This is a genomic window from Streptomyces globosus (genome assembly GCF_003325375.1).
In the GTDB taxonomy this organism is placed as follows: Bacteria; Actinomycetota; Actinomycetes; order Streptomycetales; family Streptomycetaceae; genus Streptomyces; species Streptomyces globosus_A.
Window position 1 is genome coordinate 5,975,209 of the sequence record NZ_CP030862.1, and the last position, 25,347, is coordinate 6,000,555.

The 25,347-nt window shown below is 72.5% G+C and carries 28 protein-coding genes and 1 tRNA gene; 11 read left to right on the forward strand and 18 right to left on the reverse strand.

Translation table 11 applies throughout. From position 1 onward, the window contains the following. Positions 1-84 precede the first annotated feature (84 nt). Positions 85-402 (reverse strand): DUF3618 domain-containing protein, encoded by a 318-nt coding sequence (locus C0216_RS26540; RefSeq protein WP_114058938.1) that lies wholly within the window; start codon positions 400-402, stop codon positions 85-87. Positions 403-513: 111 nt separating this feature from the next. Between C0216_RS26540 and bcp the strand changes: the two genes are divergently transcribed. Then, entirely contained in the window at positions 514-981 is a 468-nt protein-coding gene (gene bcp, locus C0216_RS26545) for a thioredoxin-dependent thiol peroxidase (protein ID WP_114057698.1), read from the forward strand. A 251-nt stretch (positions 982-1,232) separates the two neighbouring features. Next, positions 1,233-1,316: transfer RNA gene (locus C0216_RS26550), tRNA-Leu, on the forward strand. A gap of 59 nt (positions 1,317-1,375) precedes the next feature. On the opposite strand, the gene rdgB is transcribed toward C0216_RS26550, so the two are convergent. From rdgB to C0216_RS26570, 4 genes are all read right to left on the reverse strand, one after another. Then, a complete protein-coding gene (gene rdgB, locus C0216_RS26555; RefSeq protein ID WP_114058939.1) occupies positions 1,376-1,990 on the reverse strand; it encodes an RdgB/HAM1 family non-canonical purine NTP pyrophosphatase in 615 nt (204 codons plus the stop codon). A 41-nt stretch (positions 1,991-2,031) separates the two neighbouring features. Beyond that, on the reverse strand, positions 2,032-2,412 hold the full coding sequence (locus C0216_RS26560; RefSeq protein WP_114057699.1) for a hypothetical protein: 381 nt from the start codon (positions 2,410-2,412) through the stop codon (positions 2,032-2,034). Positions 2,413-2,549: 137 nt separating this feature from the next. Further along, positions 2,550-3,275 (reverse strand): ribonuclease PH, encoded by a 726-nt coding sequence (rph, locus tag C0216_RS26565; protein WP_114057700.1) that lies wholly within the window; start codon positions 3,273-3,275, stop codon positions 2,550-2,552. Positions 3,276-3,372: 97 nt separating this feature from the next. Next, a complete protein-coding gene (locus tag C0216_RS26570; protein WP_281277958.1) occupies positions 3,373-3,684 on the reverse strand; it encodes a PTS glucose/sucrose transporter subunit IIB in 312 nt (103 codons plus the stop codon). Between the two features lie 162 nt (positions 3,685-3,846). Here C0216_RS26570 and C0216_RS26575 point away from each other — a divergent pair, with 162 nt between their 5' ends. Then, entirely contained in the window at positions 3,847-5,154 is a 1,308-nt protein-coding gene (locus tag C0216_RS26575; protein ID WP_114057702.1) for a PTS transporter subunit EIIC, read from the forward strand. A gap of 366 nt (positions 5,155-5,520) precedes the next feature. Beyond that, complete coding sequence (locus C0216_RS26580; RefSeq protein WP_114058940.1) at positions 5,521-6,732, forward strand: PTS transporter subunit EIIC; 1,212 nt, start codon at positions 5,521-5,523, stop codon at positions 6,730-6,732. A 100-nt stretch (positions 6,733-6,832) separates the two neighbouring features. Here C0216_RS26580 and C0216_RS26585 read toward each other — a convergent pair whose 3' ends face one another. After that, on the reverse strand, positions 6,833-7,585 hold the full coding sequence (locus C0216_RS26585; protein WP_114057703.1) for an MBL fold metallo-hydrolase: 753 nt from the start codon (positions 7,583-7,585) through the stop codon (positions 6,833-6,835). Between the two features lie 227 nt (positions 7,586-7,812). On the opposite strand from C0216_RS26585, the gene C0216_RS26590 reads away from it, so the two are divergent. Beyond that, positions 7,813-8,235: a hypothetical protein gene (locus C0216_RS26590; protein WP_114057704.1), complete on the forward strand. Its 423-nt coding sequence runs from the start codon at positions 7,813-7,815 to the stop codon at positions 8,233-8,235. After that, positions 8,235-8,597: a DUF488 domain-containing protein gene (locus tag C0216_RS26595; protein WP_114057705.1), complete on the forward strand. Its 363-nt coding sequence runs from the start codon at positions 8,235-8,237 to the stop codon at positions 8,595-8,597. The genes C0216_RS26590 and C0216_RS26595 overlap by 1 nt, the downstream gene beginning before the upstream one ends. 118 nt (positions 8,598-8,715) lie before the next feature. Here the strand turns inward: C0216_RS26595 and C0216_RS26600 are convergent, their stop codons facing one another. The 7 genes from C0216_RS26600 to clpS all read right to left on the reverse strand — a co-directional run bounded on the left by C0216_RS26600 (position 8,716) and on the right by clpS (position 13,424). Then, positions 8,716-9,666, reverse strand: a complete 951-nt coding sequence (locus C0216_RS26600) for a PLP-dependent cysteine synthase family protein (protein ID WP_114057706.1) — start codon at positions 9,664-9,666, stop codon at positions 8,716-8,718. Further along, on the reverse strand, positions 9,666-9,944 hold the full coding sequence (locus C0216_RS26605; RefSeq protein ID WP_114057707.1) for a MoaD/ThiS family protein: 279 nt from the start codon (positions 9,942-9,944) through the stop codon (positions 9,666-9,668). Before C0216_RS26605 ends, C0216_RS26600 begins: the two co-directional genes overlap by 1 nt. A 79-nt stretch (positions 9,945-10,023) precedes the next feature. Next, complete coding sequence (locus C0216_RS35255; RefSeq protein WP_312845931.1) at positions 10,024-10,131, reverse strand: putative leader peptide; 108 nt, start codon at positions 10,129-10,131, stop codon at positions 10,024-10,026. Positions 10,132-10,208: 77 nt separating this feature from the next. After that, positions 10,209-10,631 (reverse strand): Mov34/MPN/PAD-1 family protein, encoded by a 423-nt coding sequence (locus C0216_RS26610; RefSeq protein WP_114057708.1) that lies wholly within the window; start codon positions 10,629-10,631, stop codon positions 10,209-10,211. A gap of 109 nt (positions 10,632-10,740) precedes the next feature. Beyond that, positions 10,741-12,204, reverse strand: a complete 1,464-nt coding sequence (locus tag C0216_RS26615) for an amino acid permease (protein ID WP_246042702.1) — start codon at positions 12,202-12,204, stop codon at positions 10,741-10,743. Between the two features lie 288 nt (positions 12,205-12,492). Next, positions 12,493-13,110, reverse strand: a complete 618-nt coding sequence (locus C0216_RS26620) for a DUF2017 domain-containing protein (RefSeq protein WP_114057709.1) — start codon at positions 13,108-13,110, stop codon at positions 12,493-12,495. Further along, entirely contained in the window at positions 13,110-13,424 is a 315-nt protein-coding gene (gene clpS, locus C0216_RS26625) for an ATP-dependent Clp protease adapter ClpS (RefSeq protein WP_114057710.1), read from the reverse strand. The genes C0216_RS26620 and clpS overlap by 1 nt, the downstream gene beginning before the upstream one ends. Before the next feature lie 81 nt (positions 13,425-13,505). Between clpS and C0216_RS26630 the strand changes: the two genes are divergently transcribed. Continuing rightward, complete coding sequence (locus tag C0216_RS26630; protein ID WP_114057711.1) at positions 13,506-14,834, forward strand: nicotinate phosphoribosyltransferase; 1,329 nt, start codon at positions 13,506-13,508, stop codon at positions 14,832-14,834. Between the two features lie 163 nt (positions 14,835-14,997). Continuing rightward, positions 14,998-15,600, forward strand: a complete 603-nt coding sequence (locus C0216_RS26635) for an isochorismatase family protein (protein WP_114057712.1) — start codon at positions 14,998-15,000, stop codon at positions 15,598-15,600. 17 nt (positions 15,601-15,617) lie between these two features. On the opposite strand, the gene C0216_RS26640 is transcribed toward C0216_RS26635, so the two are convergent. Then, positions 15,618-15,926, reverse strand: a complete 309-nt coding sequence (locus C0216_RS26640; protein ID WP_114058941.1) for a hypothetical protein — start codon at positions 15,924-15,926, stop codon at positions 15,618-15,620. A 124-nt stretch (positions 15,927-16,050) separates the two neighbouring features. Then, positions 16,051-18,465 carry an immune inhibitor A domain-containing protein gene (locus tag C0216_RS26645; protein WP_246042703.1) on the reverse strand — a complete coding sequence of 805 codons (2,415 nt, stop codon included), beginning with the start codon at positions 18,463-18,465 and terminating at the stop codon, positions 16,051-16,053. 382 nt (positions 18,466-18,847) lie between these two features. Between C0216_RS26645 and C0216_RS26650 the strand changes: the two genes are divergently transcribed. Further along, positions 18,848-19,105, forward strand: coding sequence for a hypothetical protein (locus tag C0216_RS26650; RefSeq protein WP_114057713.1), 258 nt, complete (start codon positions 18,848-18,850; stop codon positions 19,103-19,105). 34 nt (positions 19,106-19,139) lie between these two features. On the opposite strand, the gene C0216_RS26655 is transcribed toward C0216_RS26650, so the two are convergent. Together C0216_RS26655 and C0216_RS35130 are read right to left on the reverse strand one after the other, a co-directional pair. Next, the gene (locus C0216_RS26655; RefSeq protein WP_114057714.1) at positions 19,140-19,895 is read right to left on the reverse strand and encodes an RDD family protein; all 756 of its coding nucleotides are present in this window, start codon (positions 19,893-19,895) and stop codon (positions 19,140-19,142) included. A 98-nt stretch (positions 19,896-19,993) separates the two neighbouring features. Next, positions 19,994-21,442 (reverse strand): RDD family protein, encoded by a 1,449-nt coding sequence (locus C0216_RS35130; RefSeq protein ID WP_114057715.1) that lies wholly within the window; start codon positions 21,440-21,442, stop codon positions 19,994-19,996. A gap of 258 nt (positions 21,443-21,700) precedes the next feature. On the opposite strand from C0216_RS35130, the gene C0216_RS26665 reads away from it, so the two are divergent. Further along, positions 21,701-22,180 (forward strand): SsgA family sporulation/cell division regulator, encoded by a 480-nt coding sequence (locus C0216_RS26665; RefSeq protein ID WP_114057716.1) that lies wholly within the window; start codon positions 21,701-21,703, stop codon positions 22,178-22,180. Between the two features lie 80 nt (positions 22,181-22,260). Here the strand turns inward: C0216_RS26665 and C0216_RS26670 are convergent, their stop codons facing one another. Continuing rightward, positions 22,261-23,655 carry an FAD-binding oxidoreductase gene (locus C0216_RS26670; RefSeq protein WP_114057717.1) on the reverse strand — a complete coding sequence of 465 codons (1,395 nt, stop codon included), beginning with the start codon at positions 23,653-23,655 and terminating at the stop codon, positions 22,261-22,263. Positions 23,656-23,751: 96 nt separating this feature from the next. Here C0216_RS26670 and C0216_RS26675 point away from each other — a divergent pair, with 96 nt between their 5' ends. Beyond that, entirely contained in the window at positions 23,752-25,320 is a 1,569-nt protein-coding gene (locus C0216_RS26675) for a tetratricopeptide repeat protein (RefSeq protein WP_246042704.1), read from the forward strand. The last annotated feature ends 27 nt before the right edge of the window (positions 25,321-25,347 follow it).

The window sequence follows — 25,347 nt, forward strand, 5'->3', positions numbered from 1 at the left end:
CTTGTCGTGGGTGGTGGTGTTGGTGTCGTCGCTCACGCCCCGAACCTACCCGCCCGCGCCCGGCCTGTCCGCCGCAGGGGTGGGTCAGCGGCGGCGGCGCGCCGACACCACCAGCAGGCCGATCACGCCCACGGCCACCAGCGCGACCGGCACCAGCCGCTCGATGCGCGGGGTGCCGTCCTCGTACCGCAGGCCGTCCCTGACGTCCGTCCACAGGCGGTTCGCCGCCACGACGGCCCGCCCGGCCGTCTCGTCGACCGTGGAGGCGACCCTGGCCTTCGCGTCCCCGACGATCGTCTTCGGGTGCATGCGCACACCGATCTCGTCGAGCGTCTCGGCGAGCTGCTCGCGGCGGCGGACGATGTCCGCCTCGATCTGTGCGGGGGTCCTGGCTTCCTGCACCGCGCTGCCTCCGTCGTCGTGGTCCTGTCCCATGGGGGCGTGATCCGCCGTGGACAGTCTGTCAGCTTAGTCTCGTCACGTAGCGATCCACCTCCCGAGGAGACTGTCGAGATGAGCGAGCGACTCCAGCCGGGCGACACCGCCCCCGCCTTCACCCTGCCCGACGCGGACGGCAAGGACGTCTCGCTCGCCGACCGCCTCGGCCGCAAGGTGATCGTGTACTTCTACCCGGCGGCGCTGACGCCGGGCTGCACCAAGCAGGCCTGCGACTTCACGGACAACCTGGAGCTGCTGGCCGGCGCCGGCTACGACGTGATCGGCGTGTCCCCGGACAAGCCGGAGAAGCTCGCGAAGTTCCGCGAGAAGGAGAACCTGAAGGTCACCCTCGTCGGCGACCCCGACAAGAAGGTGCTGGAGGCGTACGGCGCCTTCGGCGAGAAGAAGCTCTACGGCAAGACGGTGACGGGGGTGATCCGCTCGACGGTCGTCGTGGACGAGGAGGGCAAGGTCGAGCGCGCCCTGTACAACGTCAAGGCGACGGGCCACGTAGCCAAGATCATCAAGGACCTGGGCATCTGACGGCCCCGCCCTCGGAGCGGCCCGCCCCCTCCCGGGGCGGGCCGTTCCGCTTGTCGGACGGATCGACCATGCCGGCGGGCACCGGCCGGACAACCGCCCGGGCAGCCTCCGCTCCCTACGCCCCAACTGCCACGGCCTGACGGACGCGTGGCGCCGCAGGCGCCGCCCCAAGTCCTTCACCCCCGCGGGCTCCGCCCCGTTAGACTGGGCACAGCCCAGGCTGACCCAATGTCCGCATTGGGCAAGATGTCGCGGTTGTGGTGGAATTGGCAGTCACGCTGGGTTTAGGTCCCAGTGGGGTAAAACCCGTGGGGGTTCGAGTCCCCCCAACCGCACGGGTACGCAGAAGGCCCTGTACGCAGCCGCGTACGGGGCCTTCGCTGCATCACCGGCCTCAGCCCAGCAGGTCGCGGATCGCCGGGATCAGGGCGCGGAAGGCCTGGCCGCGGTGGGAGATCGCGTTCTTCTCGGCCGCGGTCATCTCCGCGCAGGTGCGGGTCTCGCCGAGCGGCTGGAGGATCGGGTCGTAGCCGAAGCCGCCGCTGCCGGCCGGGGCGTGGCGGAGGGTGCCGGTGAGGCGGCCCTCGACGACGGCTTCGGTGCCGTCGGGCAGGGCGAGGGCGGCCGCGCAGGCGAAGTGGGCGGCGCGGTGCCCGTCGGCGATGTCGGCGAGCTGGGCGAGGAGCAGGTCGAGGTTGGCCTTGTCGTCGCCGTGGCGGCCGGCCCAGCGGGCGGAGAAGATGCCGGGGGCGCCGCCGAGGACGTCGACGCAGAGGCCGGAGTCGTCGGCGATGGCGGGCAGGCCGGTGGCGAGGGCCAGGGCGTGCGCCTTGAGGAGGGCGTTCTCGGCGAAGGTGACGCCGGTCTCCTTGACGTCGGGGACGTCGGGGTACGCGTCCGCGCCGACCAGCTCGTAGGGCAGGCCGGCGTCGGACAGGATGGCGCGCAGTTCGGAGACTTTGCCCTGGTTGCGGGTGGCCAGGATGAGGCGCGGGGGCGTCGAGGTCATGGCGCCCATTATTCCGTCCGGGCCGGTCCCGCCTGCGGGTGTCAGCCCGGGGTGCAGACCTTGGAGATCTCCTTGGCGGCGTCGGCGACGGGGGTGACGTCGGGGGTGGTGTTGCCGCTCTGGAGGGAGGTGCGGACGCTCTGGACGGCCTTGTTCATGGAGTCGATGGCCGTGCCGAGGTCGGTGTTGTCGGTCTGGTCGCCGATCTTCTTCAGGTTCTCGTCGATCTTGTTGAGGGCGTTCTGGGCGTCCTGCGGGCTGTTGCCTGCGTTGGAGACGGCCTCCTGGAGGTCGCCGACGCCTTCGGTGATGGTGACGGCGGTGTTGGCGCAGTCCATGGCGGTGGAGATCGCGTCGCAGGCGGTCAGGGCCGGGATGGCGAGTGCGGCGGCCGCCGCCGCGGCGGCTATGCGGAGCTTCATGCGTGGTCCCTCACGAGGTCGTGCGTCCGGTCGGTCGGCTGCGGGTCTGGGTCGGCTGCGGGGATGTGGACGGGCGCACGGCTGTGACACCGTGCGCCCGTACAGGTGAGGACGCCGTGGGGCGTCCGGTGGTTCTCTCAGAGGCCGAGGGCGGTGCGCTGGATGGCTTCGAGGTCGGCGCAGCCGCCGGCGGCGAGGTCGAGGAGGGCGTTGAGTTCCTTGCGGTCGAAGGGTTCGCCTTCGGCGGTGCCCTGGACTTCGACGAAGCGGCCGTCGCCGGTGCAGACGACGTTCATGTCGGTTTCCGCGCGGACGTCTTCCTCGTAGCAGAGGTCGAGGAGGGGGACGCCGTCGACGATGCCGACGCTGACGGCGGCGACGGTGCCGGTGAGGGGCTTGCGGCCGGGCTTGATGAGCTTCTTGGACTGGCCCCAGGCGACGGCGTCGGCGAGGGCGACGTAGGCGCCGGTGATGGCGGCGGTGCGGGTGCCGCCGTCGGCCTGGAGGACGTCGCAGTCGAGGACGACGGTGTTCTCGCCGAGTGCCTTGTAGTCGATGACGGCGCGCAGCGAGCGGCCGATGAGGCGGGAGATCTCGTGGGTGCGGCCGCCGATCTTGCCGCGGACGGATTCGCGGTCGCCGCGGGTGTTGGTGGAGCGGGGCAGCATCGAGTATTCGGAGGTGACCCAGCCTTCGCCGCTGCCCTTGCGCCAGCGGGGGACGCCTTCGGTGAAGGAGGCGGTGCAGAAGACCTTGGTGTCTCCGAAGGAGATGAGGACGGAGCCCTCGGCGTGCTTGCTCCATCCGCGTTCGATGGTGACGGGGCGGAGCTGTTCGGGCGTACGGCCGTCGATGCGAGACATGGCGTCGAGCCTAGTGGGTGCGGCGGTACGCGAAGACCCCGTCGGGTCGGGTGCGGGGTGACGGGGTCCGGCGTGGTGGTGGCGCGGTGCGCTCAGGTCACATCATGTCTTCGATTTCGGCGGCGATGGGGTCGGCGTCGGTGCCGATGACGACCTGGACGGCGGTGCCCATCCTGACGACGCCGTGGGCGCCGGCGGCCTTGAGGGCGGCTTCGTCGACGAGTTCGGGGTCGTTGACCTCGGTGCGCAGGCGGGTGATGCAGCCTTCGACTTCTTCGATGTTGTCGATGCCGCCGAGCCCGGCGACGATCTTCTCAGCCTTGGTGGCCATGCGTTTCTCCCTGTTTTCCGAAGAACGGTCTCGGCGGTCCCGGGCGGGCGCGGGAACCGTTTCGTCACGGTAGCCCACTGTTGGCCCAGTTTCTCGAGCGCGGTTCCGGCGTCTGCCGAATGATGACGATCAGCAGTGACCTGTCCTCCGGGCGGGGTGTGCGACCGCACCCGGAGTGGTCTACACCAGTGTGCCGCACGGACCGCACGTGCCCAAACGGGCCCGCAGGGGAGGAAGCCGATGAGCGCGAACGGCAGTGCGGCGGCAGCGCCGCCGCAGCAGTGGTGGAGCGGCCTGTTCCAGGGGCTGCAGAAGATGGGGCGGAGCCTGCAGCTGCCGATCGCGGTGCTGCCCGCGGCGGGGATCCTGACCAGGCTGGGCCAGGACGACGTGTTCGGTCCGGACGGCCTGGACTGGGATGTGGTGGCGAAGGTGATGGCCGGGGCGGGCGGGGCGCTGCTCAATCCGGAGTTGGGGCTGCCGCTGCTGTTCTGCGTCGGCGTGGCGATCGGGATGGCGAAGAAGGGGGACGGGTCGACGGCTCTGGCGGCGGTGGCCGGCTTCCTGGTGTACCGGGGGGTGCTGCGGGCGTTTCCGAACGAGTGCCCCGGGGGGACGCGGGTGGTGGGGACGGGCTGCCTCACCGACGACAACAACACGTTCGTGGAGTTCTCGTACCAGAACCCGGGGGTGTTCGGCGGGATCGTGATGGGTCTGCTGACGGCGTGGTTCTGGCAGCGGTACCACCGGGTGAAGCTGGTGGACTGGCTGGGCTTCTTCAACGGGCGGCGGCTGGTGCCGATCATCATGTCGTTCGTGGCGATCGGGTTCGCCGCGCTGTGCCTGTGGGTGTGGCCGGCGGTCGGTGCGGGGCTGGAGGCCTTCTCGGACTGGCTGACGGGGCTGGGGGCGTGGGGCGGCGGGATCTTCGGTGTGGCGAACCGTGCGCTGCTGGTGATCGGGCTGCACCAGTTCCTGAACGTGCCGGTGTGGTTCCAGTTCGGCAGTTACACGACGCCGGAGGGGAAGACGGTGCACGGCGACATCAACATGTTCCTGAACGGGGACCCGGAGGCGGGCCTGTTCCTGACGGGCTTCTTCCCGATCATGATGTTCGCCCTGCCGGGTGCGGCGTTGGCGATCACGCACTGCGCGAAGCCGCAGCGCCGCAAGGAGGTGGGCGGGTTGATGCTGTCGGTGGCGCTGACGTCGTTCGTCACGGGGATCACGGAGCCGCTGGAGTACTCCTTCCTGTTCGTGGCGCCGGCGCTGTACGCGGTCCACGCGCTGCTGACGGGTGTGTCGATGGCGGTGACGTGGGCGCTGGGCGTGAAGGACGGGTTCAGCTTCTCGGCCGGGTTGATCGACTACATCATCAACTGGGGGCTGGCGACGAAGCCGTGGCTGATCATCCCGATCGGGCTGGGCTTCGCGGCGGTGTACTACGCGGTCTTCCGCTTCGCGATCACCCGGTTCGACATCCCGACGCCGGGGCGGGAGTCGGATGAGGAGATCGAGGCGATGCGGGCCGAGAACACCAAGGCGTAGCCGCTCCCGTCCGTTCTGCTGCCGGTCGGCGCAGGCCCTCGTCACTTCGGTGCGGGGGCCTTCCGCTTGCCCGGGTCCGGGCCGTGGGCGCTCCGGCGGTGCGGGGTGTGCCGCGGGACACACGCGGGGGCTGGGAGTGTGGCGCAGGCCACAGAAAATCGAAGGTTCCTTATCTAACCCCGACCGTGCTAAAACTGGTCTACACCACGCATTGGTGTAGACCACGCGGGTCCATCGGGAGTCCGCGTCACCCCCAAATAAGACGTCGCCGTCCCCCTTGCTCCTCTGGCGGCGCCTTGCCCCCTGGAGGAAGTTGTGACCACGGCTGCCGCCCCCGCGGCCGAGAAGAAGAAGGGCGCCGGCGCGATGGCTGTCATGCAGCGCATCGGCCGCAGCCTCATGCTCCCCGTCGCGGTGCTCCCCGCCGGCGCGCTCCTGATCCGCCTGGGCCAGGAGGACATGCTGGCGGACAAGGACCTGCCGTCGTTCCTCAACACCATCGGCAGCTACATGGCCGCCGGCGGCGAGGCGATCATCGGCAACATGGCGCTGCTGTTCGCGGTCGGCATCGCGATCGGCTTCGCGAAGAAGTCCGACGGCTCGACCGCCCTCGCGGCCGTGACCGGCTACCTGGTCTTCCAGAAGGTCCTCGCCACCTTCACCGACCCGAACCTGCCCAAGCTGTCCAAGGTCGTCGACGGCAAGATCGTACAGGTCGAGGCCCCGGTCGACGCCAAGGTCCTCGGCGGCGTCGTCATGGGCATCGTCGTCGCCCTGCTCTACCAGCGCTTCTACCGGACCAAGCTGCCGGACTGGGCGGGCTTCTTCGGCGGCCGCCGCCTCGTCCCGATCCTCTCCGCCTTCGCGGGCCTCGCCATGGGCATCCTCTTCGGCCTCGTCTGGCCGGTCCTCGGCACCGGTCTGCACGGCCTCGGCGAGTGGCTGGTCGGTTCCGGCGCCGTCGGCGCGGGCATCTTCGGTGTCGTCAACCGTGCGCTGATCCCGGTCGGCATGCACCACCTGCTGAACTCCTTCCCGTGGTTCCAGGCCGGCGAGTACGAGGGCAAGAGCGGCGACATCGCCCGCTTCCTGGCGGGCGACCCCTCCGCCGGCCAGTTCATGACCGGCTTCTTCCCGATCATGATGTTCGCGCTTCCTGCGGCCTGCCTCGCGATCGTCCACTGCGCCCGCCCCGAGCGCCGCAAGGTCGTCGGCGGCATGATGTTCTCCCTCGCGCTGACCGCCTTCGTCACCGGCGTGACCGAGCCGATCGAGTTCACGTTCATGTTCATCGCCCCGGTGCTGTACGCGGTCCACGCGGTGCTGACCGGTATCTCCATGGCGCTGACGTGGGCGCTCGGCATGAAGAGCGGCTTCGGCTTCTCCGCCGGTGCGATCGACTTCTTCCTGAACCTGGGCATCTCCACCAAGCCGCTGGGGATCGTCGTGGTGGGCCTGTGCTTCGCGGTGGTCTACTACGCGGTCTTCCGCTTCGCGATCATCAAGTGGAACCTGCCGACGCCGGGCCGCGAGTCCGACGAGGAGCTCGCCGAGCTGCAGAAGGCGGAGGCCAAGTAAGGGCCGCCGCCTCGGCCGGAAACGACCGGAGCCCCTGCCCTCCCGTGACGGGAGGGCAGGGGCTCCGCCGTATGCGGGCGCAGTGCGCAGCGGCCCGGGTTCAGACCTCGTACACGGCGCCCGCGTACGCCAGGTCCACCGGACCGCCGTACGCCGCGCGCGCGTCGGCGAGGTTCCGGCGGGCGTCCGTCCACGGCGGGATGTGGGTCAGCACGAGCCTGCCGACGTCGCCTTCGCGCGCGCACTCGCCCGCCTCGCGGCCGTTGAGGTGGAGGCCGGGGATGTCCTCCTTGCCGTGCGTGAACGACGCCTCGCACAGGAACAGGTCGACGCCCTCCGCGAGCGCCCCCAGTTCCGCGCAGACCCCCGTGTCGCCCGAGTAGGCCAGCGAGCGTCCGCCGTGCTCGACGCGGATGCCGTAGGCCTCCACCGGATGGCTGACCCGCTCGGTGCGGACCTGGAACGGGCCGATCTCGAAGGCGCCGGGCTTCAGCGTGCGGAAGTCGAAGACCTCGCTCATCGAGCGCTCGTCGGGGACGTCCTCGTACGCGGTCGTCAGGCGCTTCTCGGTGCCCTCCGGGCCGTACACGGGGAGGGGGCCGCAGCGGCCGCCCTCGTGGCGGTAGTAGCGGGCCACGAAGTACGCGCACATGTCGATGCAGTGGTCGGCGTGCAGGTGGCTGAGGAAGATCGCGTCGAGGTCGTACAGGCCGCAGTGGCGCTGCAGCTCGCCGAGGGCGCCGTTGCCCATGTCGAGGAGCAGCCGGAAGCCGTCGGCCTCGACGAGGTAGCTCGAGCAGGCCGATTCCGCGGACGGGAACGACCCCGAGCAGCCGACGACGGTGAGCTTCATGGAGTGACAACCTCCGGGACGGTCCGTGGACGGAGTGCGGGCCGTGCGTGGGTCGAGCGTAAGGCGCGAAACGTCGGGTCGCTCCTCCGCGGCAGGCCGTTGTGGGGCGAATCACCTGTGGTGTCACCCGGCAGAGCGATGCGGGGCCCGGGAGTTGCCGCTGCGGGGCGGCGCGGGCGGCGGTGCACTGCCGCGCCGGGGCGTGCGGGCGCGACTACCGTCGGACTATGGACACGTCCTGGTGGCCGGCGGCCGCGGCGGTGGTGGCCGTGCTGCTGCTGGTGCTGGTCGCGGGGGTGCGGCCGGGCGCCGGCCGGCGGGCCCCGCCACCGCACGGCCGGGGCCCGGCGCCGCAGCCGCGGCCGGGCGAGCTGTGGTGCCTGGCGGACGGGCGGCCGTGCCTGGTGCTGGCGTCCCGGCCGGTACGGGCGCACCGGGCGCGCGTCGCCTGGATCAGCGGGAAGTACGACGACCGGCGGGCCGGGGTGGTCCCGCTGCCGCCGGGGACGGTCGGGGTGACGCCGGGCCGGGTGGGGTACCTGGAGGCGGACCGCCCGTCGGAGGTGTGGGTGTGGGAGTTCCGGCGCCGGCTGGGCACGCTGGACCCGGCGGTGTGGGACGAGGTCAAGGGACTGGGAGGAGGACGCTGATGGTGCGGGCGGCGGTGCGGGTGCGGCGCGTCTACGACCCCCCGGAGCCGGGGGCGGACGGGGTGCGGGTCCTGGTGGACCGGCTGTGGCCGCGCGGCCTGGCGAAGGCGGACGCGGCGGTGGACGAGTGGCCGAAGGCGGTCACCCCGTCCGCGGAGCTCCGCAGGGATTACCACGCGGGCGGCGTCGGCGCGGAGGAGTTCCGCGAGCGGTACGAGGCGGAGCTGGCGGAACCGGAGCCCGCGGCGGAGCTGGACCGGCTGCGGGCCCTGGCGGAGCGGGGTCCGCTGACCCTGCTGACCGCGGTCCGCGAACCGGACTCCAGCCACGCGGCGGTGCTGGCGGCCCTCCTGGCGCGCTGACCGCCGGGGCCGTCCGCCCGCGCGGGCGGACGGCCCCGGGCCTCGGGCGGAGGCCGGCGGGCTGGTGGGCCGGCGGGCGCCTCGGGCGGAGCCCCGCCCGCCGGGCCTCCGGGGGCCGTCAGGCCCAGAGTTGGCCCTGGAGGACCTCGACGGCCTCCTCCGTCGTCGCCGCCGTGTAGACGCCGGTCGACAGGTACTTCCAGCCTCCGTCGGCCACGACGAAGACGATGTCGGCGGTCTCGCCGGCGGCGACCGCCTTGCGGCCGACGCCGATCGCCGCGTGGAGGGCGGCGCCGGTGGAGACGCCCGCGAAGATGCCCTCCTGCTGGAGGAGTTCGCGGGTGCGGGCCACCGCGTCCGCGGAGCCCACCGAGTAGCGGGTGGTGAGCACCGAGGCGTCGTACAGCTCGGGCACGAAGCCCTCGTCGAGGTTCCGGAGGCCGTAGACGAGGTCGTCGTACCGCGGCTCGGCCGCGACGATCTTCACGCCGTCGACGTGCTCGCGCAGGTAGCGGCCGGCGCCCATCAGGGTGCCGGTGGTGCCCAGGCCCGCCACGAAGTGGGTGATCGAGGGGAGGTCCCGCAGGATCTCGGGCCCGGTGGTGGCGTAGTGGGCGCCCGCGTTGTCGGGGTTGCCGTACTGGTAGAGCATCACCCAGTCCGGGTGCTCGGCCGCCAGCTCCTTGGCGACGCGGACCGCGGTGTTGGAGCCGCCCGCCGCGGGCGAGGAGATGATCTCGGCTCCCCACATGGCGAGAAGGTCGCGGCGCTCCTGGCTGGTGTTCTCCGGCATGACGCACACGATCCGGTAGCCCTTGAGCTTCGCCGCCATCGCCAGGGAGATGCCGGTGTTGCCGGAGGTGGGCTCCAGGATGGTGCAGCCGGGGTGGAGCCTGCCGTCCTTCTCGGCCTGCTCGACCATGTGGAGCGCGGGGCGGTCCTTGATCGAGCCGGTCGGGTTCCGGTCCTCCAGCTTGGCCCAGATGCGGACGTCCTCGGAGGGCGACAGCCTGGGCAGCCGGACGAGCGGGGTGTTGCCGACCGCGGCCAGCGGGGAGTCGTAGCGCATCAGGCGGCGCCGCCGGCGACCGCCGGGAGGATCGTCACGCTGTCGCCGTCCTTGAGGGGGGTGGCGATGCCGTCGAGGAAGCGGACGTCCTCGTCGTTGAGGTAGACGTTCACGAAGCGGCGCAGCTTGCCGCCGTCGACGATGCGCTCCTCGATTCCCTTGTGGCGCGTCTCCAGGTCCGCGAAGAGCTCGGACAGGGTGCCGCCCTCGCCGGTGACGGCCTTCTCGCCGTCGGTGTAGGTGCGGAGGATGGTCGGGATGCGGACCTCGATGGCCATGGCAGGCTCCAGTCGGATGGGTGCGGGGAGGAGAAGGGGCGCGCGGCTTGACGGCCCCGGCGCGAGGGGGCTGCGGTGCTCAGGCGGCAGGACAGATACTGCTGGCGAGGCGGCACAGGTCGACGTGCAGCCGTGCCACGAGCAGGGGCCTGCCGGGCTTCTCGGTGCTCACGTCGGGGAAAACCATGCGGTCATGTTAACGATTCCCGGTCGCCCGAATGGAGTGTGATTCCGCATCGTGGACGGAATCCGCTCACATGTCGGTCAGTAGGCCTCGACGACCTGCACTTCCTCCTCCGTGATCACGCCGTCGACGATGCGGTAGGAGCGGAACTGGAACTCGCCGAGGGCGTCGGTGTCGGCGGTGGAGACCAGGACGTAGTGGGCTCCGGGCTCGTTGGCGTAGGCGACGTCGGTGCGCGAGGGGTAGGCCTCGGTCGCGGTGTGCGAGTGGTAGACGATCACGGGCTCCTCGTCCCGGTCGTCGAGCTCGCGGTAGAGCCGCAGCAGGTCCTTGGAGTCGAACTCGTAGAACGTGGGCGAGCGGGCCGCGTTCAGCATGGGGATGAACCGCTCGGGCCGGCCGGTGCCCGCGGGGCCGGCGACGACGCCGCACGCCTCGTCGGGGTGGTCCTTGCGGGCGTGCGCGACGATCTGGTCGTACAGGGCCTGGGTGAGGGTCAGCATGACCGACAGGATAAGCAGACGGGCCCTCCCGTACCGAGGTGTGGTACGGGAGGGCCCGAATGCCGGACAGGGGGTGCGCGGGGCGGGGCCCCGGGGCTGCCCCGCGCGGTCAGGCGCCGGTGCCCGCGGAGGCCTTGGCGACGGCCCGGGCCCCGCGGCCGCCGCCGCTGCCGCGCCGGATGGCGAGGTAGGCGAGGCCGAGGGCGAGGCCCCACAGCGGGGCGCAGTACAGGGAGACCCGGGCGTCCTTGTCGGCGCCCATCATGACGACGACCATGCCGATGAAGAGCAGGGCGAACCAACTGGTCCAGGGTGCGCCGGGGGCGCGGAAGGCGGAGCCGGGGAGTTCGCCGCGGTCGGCGCGGGCGCGGTAGCGGATCTGGCAGACCAGGATCATGATCCAGGCCCACATGCCGGAGATGGTGGCGAAGGAGACGACGTAGTCGAAGGCCTTGCCGGGGGCCACGTAGTTGATCCAGACGCCCACCAGCATCAGCGAGGCCGAGAAGGTGGTGCCGATCAGCGGGGTGCCGTTCCTGGTGAGCCGGGTGAACAGCCTGGGGCCCTGGCCGTTGAGGGCGAGGTCGCGCAGCATGCGGCCGGTGGAGTACATGCCCGAGTTGCAGGAGGACAGGGCGGCGGTGAGCACCACGAAGTTGACGATGGCGGCGCCGACGCCGAGGCCCATGCGCTCGAAGGCGGCGACGAACGGGGAGACGCCGGGCTGGAAGTGCGTCCACGGCACGACCGACAGGATCATGATGAGCGCGCCGACGTAGAAGACGGCGATGCGCCACGGCACGGTGTTGATGGCCTTGGGCAGCGTCTTCGCCGGGTCCTTGGACTCGCCGGCGGTGACGCCGACGAGTTCGACGGCGAGGAAGGCGAACATCACGATCTGCAGGGTCATCAGCGTGCCGCCGATGCCCTTGGGGAAGAAGCCGCCGTCGTTCCACAGGTTGGCGACGGAGGCGGTCTCCGCGGCGTCCGAGAAGCCGATGGTGAGGATGCCGGCGCAGATGAGGATCATGCCGACGATGGCGGTGACCTTGACCATGGAGAACCAGAACTCCAGCTCGCCGAAGAGCTTCACGGAGATCAGGTTGGCGCCGTAGAGGACGACGGTGAAGACGAGCGCGTACGCCCACTGCGGGAAGCTGTCGCCGGTCCAGTACGCCATGTACTGGGCTGCGGCGGTGACTTCGGTGATGCCGGTGACGACCCAGAAGAGCCAGTAGGTCCAGCCGGTGGCGAAGCCGGCGAACGGGCCGACGAACTCCCGGGCGTAGTCCGAGAAGGAGCCTGCGACGGGCCGGTACATCAGGAGCTCGCCCAGGGCGCGCATGATGAAGAAGATGACCAGGCCCGCGAGGGCGTAGGCCAGGATGAGGCTCGGTCCCGCCTTCGAGATGGCCTTGCCGGCGCCGAGGAAGAGCCCGGTGCCGATGGCGCCGCCGATCGCGATCATCTGGATCTGGCGGGCGCCGAGTGTGCGGTGGTACCCCTCGCCACCCTCGGCCGCGGCGCCCTCCCCGGACGCCTTGTGGTGCTGCTCGACCTGCACAGAGGTCATGGTGTGGTGCGCCTTTCTCCACGCCGACCCGCGCCTGGAGCGGCTGCGGATCGGGTCCTCGATCCCCCCGGATACGGATGGAGTTGCACGCCGGCGGTCAGCCGGTCCCGGCAGGCCGCGGGAGCATGGGTGGCGCCCCGTCGGCGATCGGCAAGATCTATCACGGGCGTACAGATCATCAAAGGTCGCACATGTGATGCAGGGCACGACAAAATCGGGACAAGTGGAGATAAGCCCGCCAGATCATTTCATGGCGGTTATCTGATCGTTATCCGGATTTGAGCGTTGTCAGAGGGTTTCGACGAGGGTCTCCTGGAGCCCGCCGAGCCACAGGTAGGCCATCACCATCGGCTTGCGCGGATCGTCGTCCGGCAGCCGGAACAGCGCCGCGCTCTCGTCGTCCTCGGCGATCTCCAGGCGGGCCGCGATCGTCAGCCGCAGGTCGTTGAGCGCGCCGAGCCAGCGCAGCGGCTGCTCCCCGGTCAGCTCCAGCCGGGACGCCTCCCCGCCGCCGGCCGCGGCGAGCCCGTCCAGGCTGCGGACGACGGCCAGTGCATCCTCGCGCTTGCGCGCGCGCAGGTCGTTCTCGGTGTAGCGGCGGAACTCCGCCGACCAGTCGTCCAGCCGGGCCCGGTCCGCGCCCTCCGGGGTGCCGGGGCCGCCGTACGCGTCGGGGAAGAGGCGGGCCAGCGCGGGGTCGGCGGGCCGCTCCGTGGGCCCCTGGCCCGCCTCGGCGAACAGCACGGCGAGCGGATCGGCGTCCGCGTCCGGCTCGGGGGCGCCCGGCCCGATCAGCTCCAGGAGCTGGACGGCCAGGGAGCGCAGGATGGAGACCTCGATCTCGTCCAGCGCGATGGCGGCTCCGCCGCCCTTGAGGGGCTCGAACATGCCCGCGGTCCGCCCCATCAGATCCGGTCCTGGGAGAGGGTCGCCCAGAGGCCGTAGCCGTGCATGGCCTGCACGTCGCGCTCCATTTCCTCGCGGGTGCCGCTGGAGACGACGGCCCGCCCCTTGTGGTGGACGTCGAGCATCAGCTTGTGCGCCTTGTCCTTCGGGTAGCCGAAGTACGCCTGGAACACGTACGTCACGTAGCTCATGAGGTTGACGGGGTCGTTGTGCACCAGGGTCACCCATGGGACGTCGGGTTCGGGGACCGCGGATACCTCTTCGGCGGACTCGGTGCGTTCGATCTCAATGGGAGCAACACTCACCCGTCCCATGCTGCCACTGTGACGGGCCCGTCGCACAAACAGGCCCCCACATTTCGTCACTCTGACGAAATGTGCGCTAGCATCCCTGCCATGAACCCTGCGGACCTGGGCCTGCCGGTGGACGTGCCGTCGACAGCGCTCTTCACGGACCATTACGAGCTCACGATGCTGCAGGCCGCCCTGGCGAACGGCACCGCCGACCGCCGCTCGGTCTTCGAGGTCTTCACCCGGCGCCTGCCCGAAGGACGCCGCTACGGAGTCGTCGCCGGCACCGGCCGCGTCCTCGACGCGGTCGAGAACTTCCGCTTCGACAGCGCCGTCCTCGAATTCCTGCGCGAACGCGCCGTCGTCGACATGCGCACCCTCGACTGGCTCTCCTCCTACCGCTTCTCCGGCGACATCTGGGGCTACCCCGAGGGCGAGGTGTACTTCCCCGGCTCGCCGGTCATGCGCGTCGAGGGCAGCTTCGCCGAATGCGTGCTGTTGGAGACCGTCATCCTGTCGATCCTCAACCACGACTCGGCGATCGCCGCCGCCGCCTCCCGGATGGCCTCCGCCGCCGGCGGCCGCCCCCTCATCGAGATGGGCGCCCGGCGCACCCACGAGCTCGCCGCCGTCGCCGCCTCGCGCGCCGCGTACGTCGGCGGCTTCACCTCCACCTCCGACCTCGCCGCCGGATTCCGCTACGGGATCCCCACCGTCGGCACCTCCGCCCACGCCTTCACCCTGCTCCACGACACCGAGCGCGACGCCTTCACCGCGCAGGTCGCCTCCCTCGGCAGCGGCACCACCCTGCTGGTGGACACGTACGACGTGGCCGAAGCCGTCCGCACCGCCGTCGAGGTCGCCGGCACCGGGCTCGGCGCCGTCCGCATCGACTCCGGCGACCTGCTCCTCGTCGCCCACCGCGTGCGGCAGCAGCTCGACGAGCTCGGCGCGGAGCAGACCCGGATCGTCGTCACCTCCGACCTCGACGAGTACGCCATCGCCTCGCTCGCCGCCGCGCCGGTGGACGCGTACGGGGTCGGGACGCAGCTCGTCACCGGCAGCGGGCACCCCACCTGCTCCATGGTCTACAAGCTCGTCGCGCGCGCCGAGTCCGCCGACCCGAAGGCGCCGCTCGTGCCGGTCGCGAAGAAGTCCGCGAGCGGGAAGACGTCCCTCGGGGGCCGGAAGTGGGCCGCGCGGCGGCTGGACGCGGACGGGGTCGCGGAGGCGGAGGTCGTCGGGACCGGGGCCGTGCCGGCCGCGCTGGCCGGGCAGCAGTTGCTGGCACCGCTCGTGAAGGGCGGGGAGGTCGTCGCGCGGGAGCCGCTCGACGCCGCGCGGGAGCGGCACGTGCGGGCCCGGGGCGGTCTGCCGCTGTCCGCGACGCAGCTGTCGCGCGGCGAGGCCGTCATCCCGACCGAGTACGTCTGACCCCGGCCCGGGGCCCCGGCCGCCGCGACCCCCGCGCCGCAGACGCCGGCGGGGCGGGATCCACAAACCCCGGCGGGGCTGCATTGTGTGGCGCCGGACGGGGGAAGAGCCCCCGTGCAGGGGCCCGCCGCAGCACACCGACACAAGCCGAAGGGCATGCGACATGCACCGCGCACTGATCGTCGTCGACGTACAGAACGACTTCTGCGAAGGCGGCAGCCTCGCGGTCGCCGGCGGGGCCGAGGTGGCCGCCGCCGTCACCGAGCTGATCGGCCAGTCCACCGCCGTGTACCGGCACGTCGTCGCCACCCGCGACCACCACGTCGACCCGGGCGCCCACTTCGCCGCGCCGCCCGCCGAGCCGGACTACGAGACCTCCTGGCCCGTGCACTGCGTCGCCGGGACCGAGGGGGTCGGGTTCCACCCGAACTTCGCGCCCGCCGTCGCCTCCGGGGCCGTCGCCGCCGTGTTCAGCAAGGGCGCGCACGAGGCCGCCTACAGCGGCTTCGAGGGCGCCGACGAGAACGGCACCCCGCTCGCCGACTGGCTGCGCGAGCGCGAGGTCGGCGAGGTCGACGTCGTCGGCATCGCCACCGACCACTGCGTCCGCGCCACCGCGCTGGACGCCGCCCGCGCCGGCCTGCGCACCCGCGTCCTGCTCGACCTCACGGCGGGCGTGGCCCCGCACACCACGGAGCGGGCCCTGGAGGAGCTCCGGAAGGCGGGAGTGGAACTCATCGGCACGCCCGTCGTGCGGGGCGCCTGAAGGCCCTGTGCCGCCGCTCAGGCCCCGCGCAGCAGGGCGCGTATCGGACGCCACAGGTCGCCGCGGTCCGGGAGGGCCCGCCACAGCAGCCCGTCCGGGTGGTGCAGGACCGCGGTGACCTCGTCCGGAGTCGGCGGCTCCGTGTTGCCCCGCAGGTACACGGCGCGCATGCCGAGGTTGCGCAGCCTGGTCAGGGCGCGGGCCCGGTTCGCGGCGTGGACCAGGACCCGGACGGGCCCGGCCTCGCCGTTCCCGGCGGGTCGCGGCAGGGTCAGCGCCACGACGACGCTTCCGTTCGGGAGCCTGGTGAAACCTCCTGCGGGCATGCGCTGCGTCTCCCCCGTCAGCTGGGCGTCGGTGCGGTGGTCGTTCCGCATCAAACCGCGATCGGCCGCCGCCCGCTAGTGGGCGACGGCCGATCATGGCGTGACCTGCTGTTTTACCGGATCACTACTTGGAGGGGCCGACCTCGATCGTCATCTGGAGACCGTCGTAGGTCTCCCGCTTGATCTTGATCTTGGTGTTGGTGTCGGACACCTTCACCGAGCCGGTCGGGTTCTCGTCGTAGTAGTACTTGCCCTTGTGGTCGTCGAAGACCATGTTCGCCCGCTTGGGCTTCAGGAAGAGCGACTCGCCGTTCTTGTGCAGCGTGAACGCGTCCGTGGAGTACGCGCTGAAGGTCGCGTCGTACGGCTGGATCTTGTTGCGCAGCAGCGTGCCGTCCGACCACTTCATCGGCTTGGCGTTGGCGTCGATCGGCAGGATCAGGCCCTGGCCGGGGTGCTGGCTGGTGTTGTTGTCCTTCTGGGAGGTGTCCCAGAGCCAGATCAGCAGGCCGTCCTGGTACGGGTAGTGCTCGACCCAGTTCGGGCGGGTGTTCGCCCAGCCGAAGTTGTACGGGCCCACCTTGAGGGTGGAGTCGTACGAGACGTAGCGGCGGTTCTCCGCGATGTAGTACTGCGCGTAGTCCTTGGTGAAGCCCGCGCCGATCCGGGAGAAGCCCTTGCCGGTCCAGCCGTTGTCGCCGTTCTCGGCGCCGTCGGTGAACAGCGCGGACCCGTCCGCGGTCAGGGTGACGGCGTCGGCCGTGAAGCCCTTGCCGCCCGCGCCGCCGTCCGTCTGGTAGCGGAAGCGGAGGTCGAACTTCTTGCCCGCGTAGGCGTCGAGCGGGAAGTTCAGGTCCTGCCAGCCGCCGGAGACGTCGGTCAGCGACGGCGAGCCCGCGGCGTCGACCGGGATGGCCTTGCCGTTGGCGGTACCGGCGAGGGCGGTCCAGGTGGCGCCGCCGTCGGTGGACACCTCGGTGTAGAGGTAGTCGTAGTCCTTCTCGATGTCCCACCAGCCCTTGAGGGACAGGGCGGCGGACTTCTTGCCGGTCAGGTCGACCGAGCGGGTCAGGGTGTTCTTGAGGTCGTCACCCATGCCGCTCCACCACTGCGAGGAACCCTCGGCAGGGGCGGTGATGTCCGTCTTGACCTGCTTCTTCGGCAGCTCGACGACCAGCGCCTGCTTGTCCTTGGTGTTGTACGCCGACACACCGAGCGTGTGGGTGGACTTCGTCGCGGCCTTGGCCGTGTCGTAGTTCAGCCAGCCCAGCTGGAGCTTGTCCCAGGCGGTCATGTCGCCGGGCATGTCGCCTATGGAGTCCTTGCCCTCGCCGAGCCAGGAGCCGGCGGACATCAGGGACCAGAAGCCGACGCCGTTCTCGCCGCCGCCGGAGGTGTCGTACAGGTCCGGCAGGCCGAGGTCGTGGCCGTACTCGTGGGCGAAGACGCCGAGGCCGCCGTTCTCCGGCTGCATCGTGTAGTCGCCGACCCAGATGCCGGTGTCGCCGATCTGCGTGCCGCCGGCCTTGTTGTTCTCCGGGCCGGTCTTGCCCGCGTTGGTGCCGTAGGCGTACCAGCGGTGCGCCCACAGGGCGTTGGCGCCCTCCTTGCCGCCGCCGGCCGACTCGTCCTCGCCCGCGTGGACGATCTGGAAGTGGTCGATGTAGCCGTCGGACTCGTTGAAGTTGCCGTCGCCGTCGAAGTCGTAGCGGTCCCACTGGTCGTACTGGGACAGCTGCGCCTTGATCTGCTCGTCGGTCTTGCCGGCCTTCTTCTGCGCCTCGGTCCAGGCGGTCACGCCGTCGCGGACGGTGTCCCACACGTTGGAGCAGTTGCTCTGGCCGCAGTAGTTCGAGCCGTAGCGGGCCTCGTTGTACGGGACCTTGACCCAGTCGGAGACCTCGCCCTCGACCGAGTAGCGGCCCGAGGAGGCCCGCTCGTAGTAGGTCTTCAGGGAGTGCTTGCCCTCGCCCGTACCGAAGTACAGCTCCTGGAAGTACTCGCGGCTGAAGTCCTTGCGCCAGGCGGTGCTGTTGTTGTCGGCGCGGTCCGGCTGGGCGATCGTGTTGTGCAGCGGGCCGGGCGTGCCGCCGTACTTCACGACGGGCGGCTTCGGGCCGTCCGGGCCGTCCGGGTCGAAGGTGGTCTCGTTGTCGACCTGGTCGCCGAACTCGACGAGGATCGTGAAGATCTTGTCGGTCTTCTCGCGGCCGAGCTCGACGTACTTCTTGTCGTCGAGCTTGACGACCTTGGAGGCGCCCCGCTGCTCGACGTTCTTCTTGCCCGCCAGCACCTGGTCCAGGGCGGCCTCGCGCTGCTGGGCCTGCTGGTCGCTGAAGGGACCCTTGAGGTCGTGGTCGACCTTCGTCTTCGCCGGGGCGGTGGGGTCCTGCTTGTCGGCGGCCGGCGCGCCCGCGGCCGGGGCCGGCGCGCTGTGGGCCTGGGCGGTGAAGGCGGTGCCGGTCGCGGCGCACGCGGCGATGGCCACGCCGATGGCAGCGGCGCGCAGCGCGCGCCGCCGGACAGAGTTGCTCGTCACTTGATGTGTTCCCCTCCCGCGGCCGCATGGATGGTCGGAACATCTCCATAGGAGTTGGGGGGTCCCGCGCGGCGCGCGTCTCAAGTGACGACATTTGACCGGAGAGTCTAAAGAAAAGACAGACCTTGACTTCTTCCTTACAACTGCACTATGCGGTGGGCGAGTTCCGCTATCCGGACGTTCCTCGGCCTTCCGGGACGAACGGCGCGTCCCGACCGGCATGTGAGACGGGGGTGTGAGCCCGTGCGCCCCCCGCGCACCGGCAACCGTGGGTCAGGTCACGCTTACGGCCCGTTCCGTACGGGCATCCCTCGGCGTAGAGTCGCCTGCGCGCGACCCAGCCCAGCCGCCTCCCCCCTCCCGCCCCCGAGGACGGATACCCATGCCGCCGCGCCCGACCGCCGCCCAGCTCGTGTACGGGTCCGCCGCCGTCGTCGTCTCGACGCTCGTCCTGCTGCTGCTGACGCAGGCGCGCTCCGTGGCCGGCGTCGGGTTCGTCGCCACCGCCGCTCTCGGCCTCGGCGTGCTCGTCGCGGTCGCCGCCGCCGACCCGCGGCGCGGGGGCCGTCCGCACGGGGCGGCGGCCGCCCGGGAGTCCGAACCCCGGCCGGCCGCCGCCGAACAGCCTGTGCACCGCTAGTGCTGTGACCGGGTGAACCTTCCCGGCCACAGCACTAGGGGGCGGTGACGACCACCGTCTTGGCCACCTTGTCGTGGAGGCCCTGGCGGTACGGCTTGTCCACCAGGATCGACACGATGAGGGCGAGCGGCCACAGGCAGAGGCAGCAGATGAGCGTGGGCAGCCAGAGCATCGCAGCCCGCCCGAGCGCGGGACCGGACTGCGGGACGCTGCCGTCGTTGAGCATCGCCACCCGCAGGCCCATCGCCTTCTTGCCGGGGGTCTTGCCGTCCTTCTTGGTGAAGAACCAGTCGTAGCCGACGTAGGCGATGATCGAGATGAGCGTCATGGCGAGGCCGGTGCCGCTGTAGGACCTGGTGATGACCTCGGTGACGTCCTCGCCCCGGTCCGTCTCGACGACGTACCGGTTCGTGCCGAGCGCCAGCTGGATCAGGAACAGCGGGACGAACACGATGACCAGGTCGATGATGCGGGCGGCGAGCCGCCTGCCGAAGTCGGCGAGCGGCGGCATCCCGGCCAGCGGGTCGGGCATGCCTGGGCCGCCGCCTGAGCCGTACGGGTCGCTGCCGTACGGGGGCGGCGGGGGCGGGTATCCGCCGGGGCCGCCCGGGCCGCCCGGGGGCGGGCCTCCGGGCGGGGTGCCTCCGGGCGGGGGCCCGCCGGGGGGCGTGCCGCCGGTGGGCGGGGTGTCGTACGGCGAGCCGCCCGGCGGCGGCGTCGGGTCGTGGGGCCTCTTGAGGAAGGGGTCGTCCTCGGGCGGCTGGCCCTGCGGCGGCTGGTCGGAGCTCATGCCCCGAGTCGAACCCGGGGGCACCGGGGCCGCAACGCGGGGGCGTCCGTTGGGGGGAGGGCGCGCAGAGCGGGGCCGGGGAGCCGTCCGACGGGGCGTCAGCGGGCCGCGTACGTGCCCGCGGCCCGGTCGTGGGCACCGCGGCGGCGGGGGCGGTCGCCGAGGCACCAGAGCCAGCCGACGGGCCCGAGGAAGGCACCGACGAGCCAGCGGGAGAGCGCCGCGCCGAAGCCGGGCGGGCGGAGCGTCGCCGAGGACAGCACCCGGACGCCGCACAGCCTCTTGCCCGGGGTGCGGCCCCAGCGGGCGGTGGGCAGCACCTCGTAGCAGAGCGCGAACACGACGAGGACGGCCAGGACGACGCCCAGGTATCCGGCGATGGTGGCGTCGAACAGCCACACGGTGGTGGCCTCGTCGGCGCCGCGCGCCGCGTCCACCTTGGCCTGGAGGTGGGCCGCCACCGCCGGGAGGAGCGGCCGGGCGGCGGCCGCGGCGACGGCCGCGAGCACGAGCGTGTCCAGGGTGCGGGCGGCGGCCCGGCGGACGAGCCCGGCGGGGCGGACGGCCCGCTCCGCCATCTCCTCGAACACGGCCCGGGCGGTGGGCCGGACCTCCCCGGCAGGGGCAGACGGGGACGGGGCGGCGGACGGGGCGGCGGCCGCGGCGGACCGGTCCTCCCAGCGGGTCCGGCGCTCGGGAGCGGGGCGGGGGGCGGCGGAGGGCGCGGGCGCGGCGGCGGGGAGGGGCGCGTCGTCGAGGGGGCGCCGGGCGCGCGGCGGGGCGGCCGGCGCGGCCTCCGGGAGGGCGGCTCCGGCCTCCCGGCGGGCGGCTTCCGCGGCGGCCGGCGGGTCCTCCCGGCGCGGGGCGGGCGGGGCGGGGTCGGGCGCGGGGGCGGGGAGGACGGCCGCCTCGGGCCAGGAGGAGGTGAGCCCGGACCCGGCGGTGCCGCCGGGGACGCTGGGCCAGGCAGGGGCTGCGGGGGCGGCTGCCGCAGCGGGTGAGCGCGCCGACAGGATCCCGATGCCCTCGGAGGACCGCGCGGCCGGGGCGGGGGCCGCCGCGGCGGCCGGCGTACGGGCGAAGGAGACGCCCGGCCCGCGCTCCGCCGCCCCGGCCGGGCCTCTGCCGTCCGGCGGCTCCGGGTGCGGCCCGCGGCCGAGGGAGGCACCGGCCTGGCGGGCGGGGGCGTGGCCCGCCTCGGGCTCCGGCCCGTCCGCCGGGCTGCCCCAGGAGACCCGGTGGTCGTGCGGGCCGCCGAAGCCCGCCTGGTGCTGGGGGTCGGCCTGCCAGGCCGGGGCCTCGGAGCCCCCGGAGGCGCCCGGACCCGCCGGGTCCGCCTCCCGCTCCCCCGCGACGCCCCGCTCCGGCTCCGGCTCCGGTTCGGGCCGGGAGCGCCGCGGGCCCACCGGGTCGCCCGGTCCGGCGGGGCGGGCCGTGCCGGGCACCCACGAGCGGCCGTTCCAGTACCGGACGTAGCCGGGGATGGACGGATCGGGGTAGTAGCCCTCGCGGGCCGCGTGCTCGCCGTCACCAGGGGAGGCCGTCATGTCCCCAACTCCGATCGTGGCTTGAGGCTTGTGCAAGGGGAGGACCATAGCCAAGAACCTCCTCCCGGCCGGTCCGGTAACGGGAGAATCCAAGCCTTCGGGCGAACACCGCCCCGCTCGCCTGTTTCAAGCCAACCGAAAATTTCAGGCCATTCCGCGATCGGGGGCCCGAAGTCGCGTCACATCCGGCCGCCTCGGCGCTCTCTGCGGGTGCGGGGCCACACGCCGGCCCCCGGATCCGACCGAAGCGAGGCCTCCATGCACCACCCCGTCATCGAGCGCGAGCTGGAACTGAAACTGGTCCTGTCACCCGAGCGCAGCGTCCCGGTGCCGGCCCGGCTGCGCTACCTCACCGACGACCCGTACGCCGTCCACATCACCTTCCACACCGGCTCCAGCGCCCCGGTGGACTGGACGTTCGCCCGCGAGCTGCTCGTCGAGGGCGTCTTCCGCCCCTGCGGGCACGGAGACGTCCGGATCTGGCCCGTGAAGGCGGCGGACCGGGCGGTGGTGTGCATGGCGCTCAGCTCCCCCGATGGCGACGCCCTGCTGGAGGCCCCCTCGGGCGCCGTGTCCTCGTGGCTGGAGCGGACCCTGCGGGTCGTCCCGCCGGGGACGGAGGCCGAGCGGCTCGGGCTGGACGCGGCCCTCGCCGAGCTGCTCACCCCCACCCCGGCCGACGAGCTGTGGATGCGCGATCCGTGGCCGTCCGACGAGGCGGGGGACGCAGAGCTGTGAGCCGCCGCACCCGAACCGGCCGGCGCCCCGCCCGCCACCTGTACCTCATACGCACCGGGGGCGCGGGGCCCCGCCCGGAGTCAGAAGAGCTTTCCGGGGTTGAGCAGGCCGAGCGGATCGAAGGCCTTCTTGACCGCCTGCTGCACGTCGACGCCCACCGGCCCGAGTTCCCGCGCCAGCCATTCCCGCTTCAGGACGCCGACCCCGTGCTCCCCGGTGATCGTGCCGCCCAGGGACAGCCCGAGCGCCATGATCTCGTCGAAGGACGCCCTGGCGCGGCGCGCCTCGTCCTCGTCCGCGGGGTCGAAGCAGACCACGGGGTGGGTGTTGCCGTCGCCGGCGTGGGCGCAGACCCCCACGACCAGGTCGTGGGCGCGGGCGATGGCGGCGGTGCCGTCCAGCATGTCGGCGAGCCGCGAGCGGGGGACGCACACGTCGTCGATCATCGTCGCGGGGCGGAGGGCGTCGAGGGCGGGCAGGGACATCCGGCGCGCCTGGAGCAGCAGTTCGGACTCCGCCTCGTCCTCGGCGGGTACGACGGCGGTGGCGCCGGCGGCGGTGCAGAGCCGGCCGGTCTCGGCGAGCTCCTCGGGGGCGTGCGGGGTGTCGAAGGCGGCGAGGAGGAGCGCCTCGGTGGTCTCGGGGAGCCCCATCCGGCCCAGGGCGTTGACGGCCCGCACGGTGGTGCCGTCCATCAGCTCCAGCAGGGACGGGGTCAGGCCGGCCTCCATGACGGCGCAGACGGCGGCGCAGGCGGCCGCCGCGGAGGGGAACTCGGCGGCGAGCACGAGCTGCCGGGGCGGTGCGGGACGCAGCGCGAGGACGGCGCGGACGACGATGCCGAGGCTGCCCTCGGAGCCGACGAAGAGGCGGGTGAGGTCGTATCCGGCGACGCCCTTGGCGGTGGTGCGGCCCGTGCGCAGGAGCCGGCCGTCGGCGAGGACGACGTCGAGGCCGAGGACGTACTCGGCGGTGGTGCCGTACTTGACGCAGCACAGGCCGCCGGAGCCGGTGCCGATGTTGCCGCCGATGGTGCACTGCTCCCAGCTGGAGGGGTCGGGCGGGTAGGTGAGGCCCTTTTCGGCGACGGCCCGGGAGAGCACGGCGTTGACGACGCCCGGTTCGACGACGGCGGTGCGGTCGACGGTGTTGATCTCCAGGATGCGGTCCATCTTCACGAGGGAGAGCAGGATGCAGCCGTCGGTGGCGTTGGCGCCGCCGGAGAGTCCGGTGCGGGCGCCCTGGGGGACGACGGGGACGCGTAGGGCGGTGGCGGTGCGCATGACGTGCTGCACCTGCTCCGCGGTGCGGGGCAGGACCAGGGCGGCCGGGGTGCCGGCCGGGCAGAAGGCGGCCATGTCGGCGGCGTAGGAGGCGGTCACGTCGGGGTCGGTGGTGAGGGCCTCGGCGGGGAGTCCTGCGAGGAGCGCCGTGTACAGCCGTGCGGTGCGCTCGTCGTGGTCCTTGGGATCCATGCGCCCAGCGTGGCATCCGCACCCATCGGTGTGAACACGGCCGCGCGCGGCTCCGGGCACGGCGGCATGCTCTTCATATTGACGCACAGTGAGCGCATGGACCGTATCGACAACGAAGCGCGGCAGGACGCGCCCTACGCGGCCTTCACCGGACGCAAGACGCTCGTGGCCGCCGCGGTCGCGGTGGTCCTCATCGCCGGGGCGCTGCTGGTCCGGCCGGCCGGCCAGGGCGACGACGCCCGGCCGCCGGGGCCGACGCAGCGGGCCGCGTCGGCGGTCGGCAGGGGCGCGCCGGCGGCGGCGGTCGACCTGTCGGCGCTGATCGCGGACCGGGAGCAGTGGCTCGGATCGCATCCGCGGGACGACGGGGCGTGGTCGGTGCTCGGGTCGGCGTACCTGGAGCAGGCGCGCCGCAGCGCGGACCCGGCTTGGTTCCCGAAGGCGGAGAAGGCGCTGAAGCGGTCGCTGGAGCTGCGGCCCGCGGAGAAGGGCAACCACGACGCGATGACGGGCATGGGCGCGCTGGCCAATGCCCGGGGGGACTTCGGGACGGGGAAGCGGTGGGGCGAGCTGGTGCGGGCGCAGGCCCCGCAGCGGTGGACGGCGTACCCGGTGCTGGTGGACGCGTACACGGGCCTGGGCGACTACAAGGCCGCGCAGCAGGCGATGGAGCGGCTGGTGGAGCTGCGGCCGGGGCTGGCGGCGTTCATGCGGGCCTCGCAGGTCTACCGGGACCGGGGTTGGCGCGAGGACGCGGCGCTGTCGATGGAGCACGCGGCGGGGGCGGCGAAGACCCCGGCGGAGAAGGCGTACGTGATGTACCGGCTCGGGGAGCTGGCGTGGGAGCGGGGTGAGGCGGCGGCGGCGCTGCGCCAGTTCGAGGCGGCCCTGCGGGCGGATCCGGGCCGGGCGGACGCGCTGGGCGGCCGGGCCAGGGCGCTGGCCGGGCTGGGCCGCAGCGGGGAGGCGGTGCGGGACTACCGGATGGCGCTGGGGCGGGGCTCGGCGCCGCGCCTCGCGCTGGAGCTGGGCGAGCTGCTGGAGTCGCTGGGGCGGGACGACGAGGCGAAGGAGGCGTACGCGGTGCTGCAGGCGGCGGCGTCCCGCGGGTCGGTCCGGGCGGCGGAGGACCAGGTGGTGCTGGGGCTGTTCGAGGCGGACCACGGGGACCCGGCGGACGCGGTGCGGCGGCTGACGGCGGAGTGGTCGCGGCACAAGAGCATGCAGGTGGCGGATGCGCTGGGGTGGGCGCTGCACCGGGCGGGCGACGACGAGGGGGCCCTGGAGTACGCGAAGAAGGCGACGGAACCGGGTTTGCGCAGCGCGGACTTCGCCTACCACCGCGGGATCGTCGAGCAGGCCCTGGGGGACGGCGCCTCGGCGCGGCGGCACCTGGAGGAGGCACTGCGGACGAACCCGGTGTTCTCGCCGGTGCGGGCGCCGCTCGCGAAGCAGGCGCTGGCGGCGGTCGGCGAGCCCCCGCCGGGCGGACCGGAGAACCTGCGGCCGCCGACGCCGTGGGTGGCGCCGGAGCTGCCGGAGCCGGTGCGCAAGCCGACGCCGACGCCGAAGCCGAAGCCCGGGGCCGCCAGGCCCGGGGCGGAGCCGAAGCCTTCGCCGTCTCCGTCGGGCTCGCCCTCGGCGTCGGCCGCCGCGAAGCCGTAGCCGGCCCTGCGCGACGCGCTCCCGGCA

What these genes read in the sequence shown, in the direction of transcription:
- C0216_RS26670 (WP_114057717.1), bottom strand. Translation starts at nt 23,655, where the DNA reads ATGGATCCCAAGGACCACGACGAGCGCACCGCACGGCTGTACACGGCG.
- C0216_RS26595 (WP_114057705.1), top strand. Translation starts at nt 8,235, where the DNA reads ATGGTGCGGGCGGCGGTGCGGGTGCGGCGCGTCTACGACCCCCCGGAG.
- rdgB (WP_114058939.1), bottom strand. Translation starts at nt 1,990, where the DNA reads ATGACCTCGACGCCCCCGCGCCTCATCCTGGCCACCCGCAACCAGGGC.
- C0216_RS26620 (WP_114057709.1), bottom strand. Translation starts at nt 13,110, where the DNA reads ATGGGGCGGACCGCGGGCATGTTCGAGCCCCTCAAGGGCGGCGGAGCC.
- C0216_RS26655 (WP_114057714.1), bottom strand. Translation starts at nt 19,895, where the DNA reads ATGAGCTCCGACCAGCCGCCGCAGGGCCAGCCGCCCGAGGACGACCCC.
- C0216_RS26585 (WP_114057703.1), bottom strand. Translation starts at nt 7,585, where the DNA reads ATGAAGCTCACCGTCGTCGGCTGCTCGGGGTCGTTCCCGTCCGCGGAA.
- C0216_RS26600 (WP_114057706.1), bottom strand. Translation starts at nt 9,666, where the DNA reads ATGCGCTACGACTCCCCGCTGGCCGCGGTCGGCAACACCCCGCTCGTC.
- C0216_RS26590 (WP_114057704.1), top strand. Translation starts at nt 7,813, where the DNA reads ATGGACACGTCCTGGTGGCCGGCGGCCGCGGCGGTGGTGGCCGTGCTG.
- C0216_RS26640 (WP_114058941.1), bottom strand. Translation starts at nt 15,926, where the DNA reads ATGCCCGCAGGAGGTTTCACCAGGCTCCCGAACGGAAGCGTCGTCGTG.
- C0216_RS35255 (WP_312845931.1), bottom strand. Translation starts at nt 10,131, where the DNA reads ATGGTTTTCCCCGACGTGAGCACCGAGAAGCCCGGCAGGCCCCTGCTC.
- C0216_RS26560 (WP_114057699.1), bottom strand. Translation starts at nt 2,412, where the DNA reads ATGAAGCTCCGCATAGCCGCCGCGGCGGCGGCCGCCGCACTCGCCATC.
- clpS (WP_114057710.1), bottom strand. Translation starts at nt 13,424, where the DNA reads ATGGGACGGGTGAGTGTTGCTCCCATTGAGATCGAACGCACCGAGTCC.
- rph (WP_114057700.1), bottom strand. Translation starts at nt 3,275, where the DNA reads ATGTCTCGCATCGACGGCCGTACGCCCGAACAGCTCCGCCCCGTCACC.
- C0216_RS26575 (WP_114057702.1), top strand. Translation starts at nt 3,847, where the DNA reads ATGAGCGCGAACGGCAGTGCGGCGGCAGCGCCGCCGCAGCAGTGGTGG.
- C0216_RS26650 (WP_114057713.1), top strand. Translation starts at nt 18,848, where the DNA reads ATGCCGCCGCGCCCGACCGCCGCCCAGCTCGTGTACGGGTCCGCCGCC.
- C0216_RS26605 (WP_114057707.1), bottom strand. Translation starts at nt 9,944, where the DNA reads ATGGCCATCGAGGTCCGCATCCCGACCATCCTCCGCACCTACACCGAC.
- C0216_RS35130 (WP_114057715.1), bottom strand. Translation starts at nt 21,442, where the DNA reads ATGACGGCCTCCCCTGGTGACGGCGAGCACGCGGCCCGCGAGGGCTAC.
- C0216_RS26580 (WP_114058940.1), top strand. Translation starts at nt 5,521, where the DNA reads ATGGCTGTCATGCAGCGCATCGGCCGCAGCCTCATGCTCCCCGTCGCG.
- C0216_RS26610 (WP_114057708.1), bottom strand. Translation starts at nt 10,631, where the DNA reads ATGCTGACCCTCACCCAGGCCCTGTACGACCAGATCGTCGCGCACGCC.
- C0216_RS26675 (WP_246042704.1), top strand. Translation starts at nt 23,752, where the DNA reads ATGGACCGTATCGACAACGAAGCGCGGCAGGACGCGCCCTACGCGGCC.
- C0216_RS26635 (WP_114057712.1), top strand. Translation starts at nt 14,998, where the DNA reads ATGCACCGCGCACTGATCGTCGTCGACGTACAGAACGACTTCTGCGAA.
- C0216_RS26665 (WP_114057716.1), top strand. Translation starts at nt 21,701, where the DNA reads ATGCACCACCCCGTCATCGAGCGCGAGCTGGAACTGAAACTGGTCCTG.
- C0216_RS26615 (WP_246042702.1), bottom strand. Translation starts at nt 12,204, where the DNA reads ATGACCTCTGTGCAGGTCGAGCAGCACCACAAGGCGTCCGGGGAGGGC.
- bcp (WP_114057698.1), top strand. Translation starts at nt 514, where the DNA reads ATGAGCGAGCGACTCCAGCCGGGCGACACCGCCCCCGCCTTCACCCTG.
- C0216_RS26630 (WP_114057711.1), top strand. Translation starts at nt 13,506, where the DNA reads ATGAACCCTGCGGACCTGGGCCTGCCGGTGGACGTGCCGTCGACAGCG.